Here is a 9447-nt window from a genome sequence, read left to right as displayed (position 1 = left end):
CTCTATAAAATCCCGCCTCATATGGTGCAGATGCTGGCGAAAGCCACGAATAACAACATTGAGCACCAGGGGCTGCAGTTTGTGATGTACACGCTGTTGGCCTGGCTGAAGCGTCATGAAGGCGCATTAATGCGCGATCTGCTTTTACCCAGCGAGCGCGGTGATCTGTACATTGAATTCAATGTTTCTGGCCTGCTGCGCGGGGATCAGAAGTCACGCTATGAATCTTATGCACTAGGCCGCCAGTGGGGCTGGTTATCGGTTAACGACATTCGCCGCATGGAGAACCTTCCACCCATCGCCGGAGGGGACAAATACCTGACGCCTCTGAATATGGTCGACAGTAAACAAATCTTACCTGGCGATAACACGCCAACAGCAAAACAACTGGCAGAAATCAACTCTATTCTGTCCAGAAACTGAATATCACCCGCAGCGCGGGCTGACCTGGTAAACATCATGACAAAAAATTTAATTAATCTGCCGCACCTGGCGGCTATGGTCTTTGGTGTTCCGCATTACGTGACACGACAGACAATGGATTCTGTAAAAGCTGTGCTGGTTCCCCGTATTCAGGGATTATCAGAAGAGGCTGGAATTCACATGACGCAGGATCCTGATAACAATCAGGCGCCAGATTTGGTTCAACCAGCTGGTGGAATGGCAGTTATTCCTGTTCACGGCATTCTGGTTCCGCGTCGTGGGCAAATTACTGCAATGTGTTCTGAACTTACCAGCTATGAGCGCATACGTAGCCAGGTGCATGCTGCATTAAATGACCCTTCCATCAGTGAAATTGTGCTGGATATAAATTCTGGTGGTGGTGCGGCGGTTGGATGCAAGGAACTGGCTGATTATATTTTCCAGTCACGTCAAACTAAGCCTATTACTGCAATTGTGAACTACAGCGCCTATTCTGCGGCTTACTTTATCGCTTCGGCCTGCAGCAAAATTGTAGTCAGCCAGACCAGTGGAGTCGGCTCGATTGGAGTGATCATGGAACACCTGGATACTTCCAGGATGGAAGAGCAAATGGGGTTAACATTCACCACGATTTTTCGGGGAGATAACAAAAATAACGGTACACAACATGAGCCGCTGAGTGAAGACGCTCGGGGAATGTTCCAGAGGATGATTGACGATATGTACGAGACGTTTATTACCTCTGTAGCGGAATACCGGAATCTTGCCCCTCAGACGGTGATTAACACGCAGGCCGGAATCTATTTCGGCGCTGATGCCATTTCTGCTGGTCTTGCTGATGAAGTTTCGGATCCTCAGTCTGCGATTAATGCCATTGCAGCAAAGTACAAACAACCTCAACAAACCACTTCTATAAAGTTGCAGGCCGCCGCGATGGACCTGCAAACCAGAATGTGACCCGGCGCTAACGCGTCATTACCAGAAAGCAGCCTGTTGGCTGCTTTTTTTATACCAAAAAGAGAGAAAACTATGCCACAGATTGAAGAATTACGTCGTCAGCGTGCGGGTATTAATGAGCAGGTACAGGCCCTGGCCACGATTGAAACTACCGGTGGAACGCTGACAGCGGAGCAGTTAACCGAATTTGCCAGCCTGCAGCAGCAGTTCACGGATATCAGTGCCAGAATTGAGCGTCTGGAAGCGGCTGAACGTGCTGCAGCACTTGTTGCCAAACCGGTTAAAGGTACACAGCAGGCCCCTGGTATCAGCGTTAAAGCAGAGCCAAAGCAATATACCGGCGCAGGCATGACCCGTCTGGTAATGTCGATTGCGGCAGCACAGGGTAACGTCCAGGACGCTGCAACATTTGCAACTGAAGAACTGAATGACCCGTCTGTCTCGATGGCCATCAATACTGCCGCCGCGTCAGGTGGCGTTCTTATTCCGCAAAACCTGCACAGCGAGGTGATCGAACTGCTGCGCGATCGCACCATCGTTCGTAAGCTGGGCGCGCGCTCCATTCCGCTGCCGAATGGCAATATGGCGCTGCCGCGTCTGGCCGGTGGTGCGACGGCGAGCTACACCGGGGAAGGCAAGGATGCGAAAACATCAGAAGCGCGCTTCGATGATGTGAAACTCACTGCGAAAACCATGATTGCAATGGTGCCAATCTCCAACCAGCTGATTGGTCGTGCCGGCTACAACGTGGAGCAACTGGTCCTGCAGGATATTCTGACCGCGATTTCTGTTCGCGAAGATAAAGCCTTTATGCGCGATGACGGTACCGGTGATACGCCTGTCGGTATGAAAGCGCGGGCAACTGAGTGGAACCGCCTGCTGCCGTGGGAAGCTGCTGCAGAGGTTAATCTGCAGACGATTGATACCTATCTCGACAATATTATCCTGATGGCGATGGACGGGAACAGCAACATGATCAGCTGCGGCTGGGGCATGTCGAACCGTACCTACATGAAACTGTTCGGTCTGCGCGACGGTAACGGTAACAAGGTCTACCCGGAAATGGCCCAGGGGATGTTGAAGGGATTTCAGATTCAGCGTACCAGCGCTATCCCGGCAAACCTCGGTGACGCAGGCAAAGAGTCGGAAATTTACTTCGCTGACTTTAATGATGTGGTTATCGGTGAAGACGGCAACATGAAGGTGTCGTTCTCGCAGGAAGCCTCCTATCAGGACGGGGACGGAAATCTGGTTTCCGCGTTCTCCCGTAACCAGTCGTTGATCCGCGTGGTGACGGAGCACGATATCGGCTTCCGTCATCCGGAAGGTCTTGTACTCGGGACAAAAGTGCTGTTTTAACCGGTCCTGCACTCTGTGCGACCACGGTCGCACAGAATAAAAGCACGTAATCCCCCAGGCCCGCAGTAGCGGGTTTTTTCTTTTCAGGAGCAAAACGATGACAACGAAATCAGCAAAAGCAGCGGCAGCGGCGGCTGCAGCCGGTGATGTGAAAAAGCCGGATGAACTGACGCCGGAAAATTCAGTGGACGGGGATGACGGTCAGAATACTGCAGCGGGTTCAGATAATGCCGGTGTTGAACTGACCGGAAGTGAAACAAACGGGACTACGGGCCTGACGGGAGCAGAAGTGGCGCGGAAAGCGGTTTTTTTCCTGGGACCCTATCATCGTTATTCACGCGGTGATACGGCCTGTTTTGATGCTGAGTACGCAGAGAAACTGGTTGAACGCCATATTGCGGTATGGCCAGAAGATGCGGAAAAGGCGCTGAGTCCCCGCAAGGGAGCCGATGACCATGATACTGACATTGGATGATGTGAAAATCCAGCTCCGTCTGGAGCCGGATTTCACAGAGCATGACGGCATGCTCACTAAAATGGTGGCGGCGGCGCAAAAGAGTATTGAACGTGACTACTACTGCAAACTGGTGGGAAGCGATGACGAACTGCAGGCGCTGCCGGAAGGTGTACGCGGTTTTGTGGCGGATGAAGATATCCAACTGGCCATGCAGTACTTGGTCGGGGATGCGTATCTGAATGGTTTCACTGGACAGTGGCTGGAGACGGCTGCGGTCCGGCATCTTCTTTTCCCGTTGCAGGAGAACACCGTATGAGCCTGAAGCCGGAAGAGATGAGCTGCCGTCTTTCGATTGGGTATATGCAATCCGGCCGAGGGCCGCTGGGTGAACATCTGCCGGAACAACTGGTCGCGACCGGGAAAGCCTGGGCGAAGCGCGAACTGGTGTCGGGCAGAAAGGTCCGCACACTGGATCAACAGCAGGTTGTTGAAACGTGTCTTTTTACCACTCATCCGAACCTGAATATTGATATCGACTGGAAAATAACAATGTCTGACCGGGTTTATACCGTTCGTAACGTCGAACGTCTTGCGGACCGCATCATCATCACAGGGGAGGCAGACGCACGTCATGATCGAGCTGGCATTAAAGACAGCACTTGAACGCCTGACCGGGCTGGATGTTTACCCTTTGCTCCTGCCTGATGAACTGCAGGAGGGGATTACTTACCAGTGTATTTCCGATCCGGAGCTGTACGCCGGACTGCTGCGCACAGGCCTGATTGCGGGGCGCTTCCAGATAGCGATTCATCTGCTTAATGACTACACCCGTCTGTTACAACTGGATAAAAAAATCAGCGCGGAATGGACCGCTATCGTGCATGGCCAGCTGGAGGGTTTTCCCGTGCAGAATGTGGTCCGTGGTGGAATACAGCAGAGTAAAACGGTACTGACCAGCGGCAATATTCAGTACCGGCTCGTGCGGGATTTTACCTTTCACTACCGGGACGTCTCACCATGATCACTATGGACGTAAAAGGGCTGGACGAGCTGGAGCGGCAGCTTACTGCGCTCGGTGAAAAGGTCGGCACGAAGGTGTTACGTGATGCAGAGCGTGAGGCGCTGAAAGTGGTGGAAGAAGACATGAAACAACATGCCGGTTTCGACGATGCGTCCTCTGCAGAGCATATGCGTGATTCCATCAAAATTCGCTCTTCCATCCGGAAAGGTCGCGGAAATACGGTGGTCACCCTTCGGGTTGGCCCCAGCAAAAAGCATTACATGAAAGCGCTGGCCCAGGAGTTCGGGACGGTTAAACAGGTTGCCGATCCGTTCATCCGTCCGGCACTGGATTACAACGTCCGGCAGGTTCTGCGCATTCTGACCGTAGAAATCCGCAATGGCATTCAGAACAGGTAGCAACCGCTGCCCACTATTTAAGAGAGAATCATTATGGCTGATGAAAATAACACGCCAAAATCATCCCCTGAGTATGCAATGCTTCCTGCCGGGACGGTGGTGAAGTTTGGCGAAGTAGGGGCCGCAGTGGCGACGCTGAAACCTCTGATTAACTGTAAGGCGTTGGGCGCGACAGGTCAGACGGGAGGATTTGTCGACTGTACCACCCTGATGGACAAGAGTAAGCAGTCTGTGTCAGACCTGCCTGAAGGGCCGGAGAAATCGCTGGGATTCATTGACGACCCGGAAAACGAAGATTTCACCGCATTCCTCAATGCTGCAGAACAGCGTAAGACCGTTCAGTTTTATGTTGAGTTGCCGAACAAACGAACGGCTTCAATGATCCTTGCGCTTTCAGGCTGGCAGATGAACGAAATCACAGCGCCTGCCAGTGAAGTTATCCAGATTACGGTGCAGGGTAAGCAAAACAACATTAAATGGGGAATTGCCGCCCCAGCGCCAGATGCCGGAGCGTAATCCGTTTCCCGCTATACACCGCCTCCGGGCGGTTTTTTTTCGTCTGAAAAACAGGATACACCATGTCTGAATTTAGCCTATCCGAACTGAAAAAAGCCCTGCTCAGCGCAAAACCCTCTCCAATTAAAACCGAAATCTTCGGTACAAAGGTTTACCTTCGCCGATTGACGGCGGCTGAGCTTATTGATCATGAAGATGCGCTCATCGAGGCGCAGACCTCTGGCAATGCCCGCATGGCGTCTGAGCTGAGTGTACAGATTGTTATCGACAGTCTGGTTCAGCCTGACGGCTCCCCGATTAAAGCCAAAGACAAACCCACGGCGAAGGAGCTGCTGGCGGCACACGATAACGTTGCGCTTCTGGATGCCATCGACAAAGTGAAAAAGCACGGCATCGGTAAGCTGGAAACCGCCGAAAAAAACTGAGTGACTCGCCCTGGCTGGAGCTGATTTTCTGGCTGGCCGACCGCTGGGGCGAGCCTGACCCGTCAAAAATTGCGGCGCTTCCGGCTGACACGCTGTTCCACTGGCGTGCTTTCTTCCTCAAACAGGGCATTTTCAAAAAGCCTTCTCCAGAAGGTTCTGACAATAACCCGCTCCCTGTTAAATCCCCCGCGACTGCGAACCTGAGTCTGGATGCGCAGTGTGCGGCAGTCATGAAGGTATTAATGTAATGGGTGACGTTGCCTCTCTTGCCGTTGGGCTGCATCTGAATGCAGCGAACTTTAAATCGCAGCTGATGAGCGCCTACGGCAGCGCTGAGAGTCAGTCACGCCAGTTTAACCGCAATGCCCAGGCTGATGCGAAAAAGACGGAGGATGCCTATAAGCGTGTTTCCGCTTCGGTATCGGGGCTGGCTGGCAGGCTGGCAGGTTTTGCCGGGGCGGGTTTATCACTGGGTACCATTATCAGCACCACGCGGCAGTACAGCCAGTCGTTGTCGGATTTGCAGGCTATCACCGGTGCCACCGGTGCGCAGATGAAACTGTACGATCAGGCGGCGCAGGAAATGGGCCGCACAACGGAATACAGCGCATCACAGGCCGCCGAGGCCATTAAACTGATGGCTTCGGCAAAGCCTGAACTGCTGAGTACCTCTGCGGGGCTGACTGCGGCGACCAAAAGCGCGTTAACGCTGGCCCAGGCGGCAGGGACGACGCTTCCGGATGCCACCCGAACGCTGGCCCTGTCATTAAACCAGTTTGGGGCGGGAGCCAGTGAAGCCGACCGGTATATCAACGTGCTGGCTGCTGGCGCGAAATTTGGCTCGTCGGAGATAGCCGATACTGCTGCCGCGATTAAAAATGGCGGGGTGGCAGTGGCACAGGCTGGCGTGGGTTTTGAAACCCTCAATGCCGCCATACAGGTACTGGCAGAGCGCGAAGTGAAAGGTGGCGAAGCCGGGACCGCGCTGCGCAACGTGATCCTGAATCTGGAGAAGGGAACCGATAAGACCCTGAAGCCTTCTGTTGTCGGGCTGAGCCAGGCGCTGGAGAACCTGGCGGGAAAAAATCTGTCAACAAAACAGGCCGTGAAGCTGTTCGGTGTGGAAAACCTCAGCGCAGCATCCATCCTGGTGCAGAACCGCGAGAAGGTGGAGTCGCTGACTGCCGCCCTGACCGGTACGCAGACCGCGCATGAGCAGGCCGAAATCAGGGTAAATAACCTGAACGGCGATCTTCTCAGCCTGACTTCGGCTTTTGAAGGTCTGATTATTAAGGTAGGACAGAGCGGAAACGGTCCGCTGCGCAGTGGTGTTCAGACCGTTACCGATGCCATTAATGGCCTGACGGATAATTTTAATACGGTCGCCAACGTTGCGCTGTATACGCTGATTCCTGTTCTGGCGACAAAACTGACGGCAGGTATCAGGGGGAACATCGGTGCATGGGTTGAGCAGCAGCAGGCAGTCAGGGCCAGCGCGATGGCGCAGGCCGATATGGCGCGGAAAACGCTGGAAAGTACCGCTGCCACGCTGGCGCAGAATAACGCAGAATTCGGGCGTTATCGGGAAATGGAGAAAAGCGCCAGACAATTTGGCCTTAACGTGAGTTACCAGAGCGAGTTTAACCGCTTAATCCGGCAGGAAACCGAGCAGACACTGCTCTCCACCCAGGCAAAGAGCCAGCTGAATGCTGCCAATAAACAGCTTTCCGTTTCAGCCCGCGCAGTCTCTGCAGCAGTAGGTATGGCCAGAGGGGCGCTGGCACTGGTGGGCGGTCCGGTGGGGGCGGCGATGCTTGCCGGTTCGGCGTTGCTCTATTTCCATAATCAGGCGAAGAATGCCCGCCAGTCAGCGATTGACCTGAAAAATGCTGTTGTTGAAACGAATGAAGAGCTAAAAAAACTGTCGCTTAACCAGCTCAACGTGAAGCAGCTGGACATTGATGAACAGTTTGAGAATCAGGTTATTCAGCGAAATAAACTGATTAAAGAAATTCAGGATGCGGAAAGCCGTATTGATGGCTTGAGTGGCTTCGATCCGTTCGGACAACTTAAAGGCGTACAGAATGATAAAACCCGCTACAAAGGGGATCTGGATGCCGTTGAGCAGGGGTTAAAACTCCTCAAAGAACGGCAAAAAATTGTCAGAGAGGCGATAGAACAGGCTAAATCAGGGAAAACCGATCCCACGCCGAAGCCGGATAAACCAGGGAATGAAACAGGGAGCGATAAACCTGATACCTCCTGGACCGGAGAAGGCGGGGATACAGGGAAGGGGCAAAAGGCGAAGGTTAACCAGTATGAGCAACTGCGGCGTGAAATCGAAGCGGCGCATGCCTCCAGTCTCGGACGAATCAACCTGCAGGAGCAGGAAAGCGCCAGAAAACTCCTTGAAGCCGCCCGCGCTGACGGAGCCAGCGAGGCCGATATTCAGAAGACGCTTCTGCTGAATGCTGAAAACTATCAGAAACAGCGCCTCGAACTGGCAGAACAGTATGCGCCAGCCAGAGCAACTCTTACGAAAGAGCGCGAAGCGAGCCAGGAGCTGAAGTCGCTCCTGGATGCCCGTCTTCTGGATGAAAAGGAATACCAGACGGCCAGAATCACGCTGGCACAAAGTACGGCCCGCGAACTGTTACAGGCACAGGCAGCGGCAATGTCTGCCCCTCTGATTGATATCGCCGGGACGGTTGATCCGATGGCAGAACTGCGCAATCAACTGACCGAGCGTCAGTCACTGCTGCAGGCTTTTTACCAGAACGATGCGATCAATAAAGAGCAGTACGAGCTGCTGAAGCAAAAGGCTGACAAGGATTCTGCGGATGCGCAGTACCAGACAGCGGTTGAGCTGTATAAATCGCAGGGAAACCTGAACAGCCTCGCTGTTGGCATGTTAGAGACCACCCAGGAGCGTTCCACCAACATGCTGACAGGCATGCTGGTAAACACCCAATCACTTCGGGACGGTATGATTGGATTGTTTGCCTCCCTGACTCAGTCGGTGATTAAAAAACTTGTCGATATGGCAACGCAGGCGCTGATTACCAACACCATCCTGAAATCCATTATGGGCATCGGCGGCAGTCTTTTTGGCGGTGCAGCAACCGCGAGTACCGGCACGGCCATCAGCAGTTTTGGCAGTAGTTTTAGTTTTAATGAGAAGGGCGGTGTTTATGACTCACCTTCATTAAGTGCCTACAGTAACGGCATCTATGACAGCCCGACCCTGTTTGCTTTTGCAAAGGGGGCAGGCGTGTTTGGTGAAGCTGGCCCGGAAGCTATTATGCCCCTTGCTAAAACGCCTGACGGTTCGCTGGGCGTCAGGGTGCTGGGTGACCCGGGTTCCTCTGGTGGTGGTATGAATGGGGGGATTGCTTATTCACCTGTGTATCACATTGCCATCCAGAATGACGGACAAAACGGGGAGATAGGGCCGCAGGCATCGCAGATGCTGGTAAAAATGATCGATACGCGCGTCATGAGCATCCTGAGAACTCAGGGACGCGATGGCGGCATGCTGGCGGGAGGATAAGTGAAAACCTTTCATTGGGCACCCAGGGAGGGGATGCCGTCTTCTGTTTCCCCTTCAGTGACAACCATAAAATTTGGGGATGGCTATGAGCAACGTCGCCCGACAGGACTCAACCATCAGTTAATTAACTTCCAGCCTGTTTTCCGGACAACGTCGGACAATTCCCGCACCGCACTTGAAGCATTTCTGGCCGAGCACGGAGGATATAAAGCCTTTCTGTGGCGACCGCCAAAATACAACTGCACGATAAAAGTTGTCTGCCGGGAGTGGTCTGTTACGGACAACGTCACGTATTCCGATTTCAGCTGTAAATTTGAGCAGGTCATTGCTTAAGGATCCTT

12 protein-coding genes are annotated in these 9447 nt (G+C 53.3%); all 12 read left to right on the top strand.

Annotation, left to right across the window (positions count from 1 at the left end):
• Window positions 1-423: phage portal protein (locus OGV94_RS09040; RefSeq protein WP_286523155.1), on the top strand; the 423-nt coding region annotated here is incomplete at its 5' end.
• A 36-nt stretch (window positions 424-459) separates the two neighbouring features.
• Complete coding sequence (locus OGV94_RS09035) at window positions 460-1380, top strand: S49 family peptidase (RefSeq protein ID WP_286523153.1); 921 nt, start codon at window positions 460-462, stop codon at window positions 1378-1380.
• Window positions 1381-1452: 72 nt separating this feature from the next.
• On the top strand, window positions 1453-2739 hold the full coding sequence (locus OGV94_RS09030) for a phage major capsid protein (protein ID WP_286523151.1): 1287 nt from the start codon (window positions 1453-1455) through the stop codon (window positions 2737-2739).
• Window positions 2740-2836: 97 nt separating this feature from the next.
• Window positions 2837-3214 carry a hypothetical protein gene (locus OGV94_RS09025; protein ID WP_286523148.1) on the top strand — a complete coding sequence of 126 codons (378 nt, stop codon included), beginning with the start codon at window positions 2837-2839 and terminating at the stop codon, window positions 3212-3214.
• Window positions 3195-3512: a head-tail connector protein gene (locus OGV94_RS09020; protein WP_286523146.1), complete on the top strand. Its 318-nt coding sequence runs from the start codon at window positions 3195-3197 to the stop codon at window positions 3510-3512. Before OGV94_RS09025 ends, OGV94_RS09020 begins: the two co-directional genes overlap by 20 nt.
• A complete protein-coding gene (locus tag OGV94_RS09015) occupies window positions 3509-3859 on the top strand; it encodes a phage head closure protein (RefSeq protein WP_286523144.1) in 351 nt (116 codons plus the stop codon). Before OGV94_RS09020 ends, OGV94_RS09015 begins: the two co-directional genes overlap by 4 nt.
• Window positions 3828-4217: a hypothetical protein gene (locus OGV94_RS09010; protein WP_100194322.1), complete on the top strand. Its 390-nt coding sequence runs from the start codon at window positions 3828-3830 to the stop codon at window positions 4215-4217. Before OGV94_RS09015 ends, OGV94_RS09010 begins: the two co-directional genes overlap by 32 nt.
• Complete coding sequence (locus OGV94_RS09005; protein ID WP_286523141.1) at window positions 4214-4615, top strand: HK97-gp10 family putative phage morphogenesis protein; 402 nt, start codon at window positions 4214-4216, stop codon at window positions 4613-4615. Before OGV94_RS09010 ends, OGV94_RS09005 begins: the two co-directional genes overlap by 4 nt.
• A 33-nt stretch (window positions 4616-4648) precedes the next feature.
• Complete coding sequence (locus tag OGV94_RS09000; RefSeq protein WP_286523139.1) at window positions 4649-5131, top strand: phage tail protein; 483 nt, start codon at window positions 4649-4651, stop codon at window positions 5129-5131.
• A gap of 62 nt (window positions 5132-5193) precedes the next feature.
• Window positions 5194-5556 (top strand): phage tail protein, encoded by a 363-nt coding sequence (locus tag OGV94_RS08995; protein WP_044700554.1) that lies wholly within the window; start codon window positions 5194-5196, stop codon window positions 5554-5556.
• A 247-nt stretch (window positions 5557-5803) separates the two neighbouring features.
• Window positions 5804-9106, top strand: a complete 3303-nt coding sequence (locus OGV94_RS08990) for a phage tail tape measure protein (protein ID WP_286523137.1) — start codon at window positions 5804-5806, stop codon at window positions 9104-9106.
• Complete coding sequence (locus OGV94_RS08985) at window positions 9107-9439, top strand: phage tail protein (RefSeq protein WP_286523135.1); 333 nt, start codon at window positions 9107-9109, stop codon at window positions 9437-9439.
• Window positions 9440-9447: the final 8 nt, after the last annotated feature.

It is taken from the genome of Citrobacter sp. Ce006 (genome assembly GCF_030336535.1).
GTDB classification, from domain to species: Bacteria; Pseudomonadota; Gammaproteobacteria; order Enterobacterales; family Enterobacteriaceae; genus Citrobacter; species Citrobacter europaeus.
This window is presented reverse-complemented; position numbering and strand designations above follow the sequence as displayed.

What these genes read in the sequence shown, in the direction of transcription:
- OGV94_RS08995 (WP_044700554.1), top strand. Translation starts at nt 5,194, where the DNA reads ATGTCTGAATTTAGCCTATCCGAACTGAAAAAAGCCCTGCTCAGCGCA.
- OGV94_RS09010 (WP_100194322.1), top strand. Translation starts at nt 3,828, where the DNA reads ATGATCGAGCTGGCATTAAAGACAGCACTTGAACGCCTGACCGGGCTG.
- OGV94_RS08990 (WP_286523137.1), top strand. Translation starts at nt 5,804, where the DNA reads ATGGGTGACGTTGCCTCTCTTGCCGTTGGGCTGCATCTGAATGCAGCG.
- OGV94_RS09025 (WP_286523148.1), top strand. Translation starts at nt 2,837, where the DNA reads ATGACAACGAAATCAGCAAAAGCAGCGGCAGCGGCGGCTGCAGCCGGT.
- OGV94_RS09005 (WP_286523141.1), top strand. Translation starts at nt 4,214, where the DNA reads ATGATCACTATGGACGTAAAAGGGCTGGACGAGCTGGAGCGGCAGCTT.
- OGV94_RS09020 (WP_286523146.1), top strand. Translation starts at nt 3,195, where the DNA reads ATGATACTGACATTGGATGATGTGAAAATCCAGCTCCGTCTGGAGCCG.
- OGV94_RS09000 (WP_286523139.1), top strand. Translation starts at nt 4,649, where the DNA reads ATGGCTGATGAAAATAACACGCCAAAATCATCCCCTGAGTATGCAATG.
- OGV94_RS09015 (WP_286523144.1), top strand. Translation starts at nt 3,509, where the DNA reads ATGAGCCTGAAGCCGGAAGAGATGAGCTGCCGTCTTTCGATTGGGTAT.
- OGV94_RS09035 (WP_286523153.1), top strand. Translation starts at nt 460, where the DNA reads ATGACAAAAAATTTAATTAATCTGCCGCACCTGGCGGCTATGGTCTTT.
- OGV94_RS09030 (WP_286523151.1), top strand. Translation starts at nt 1,453, where the DNA reads ATGCCACAGATTGAAGAATTACGTCGTCAGCGTGCGGGTATTAATGAG.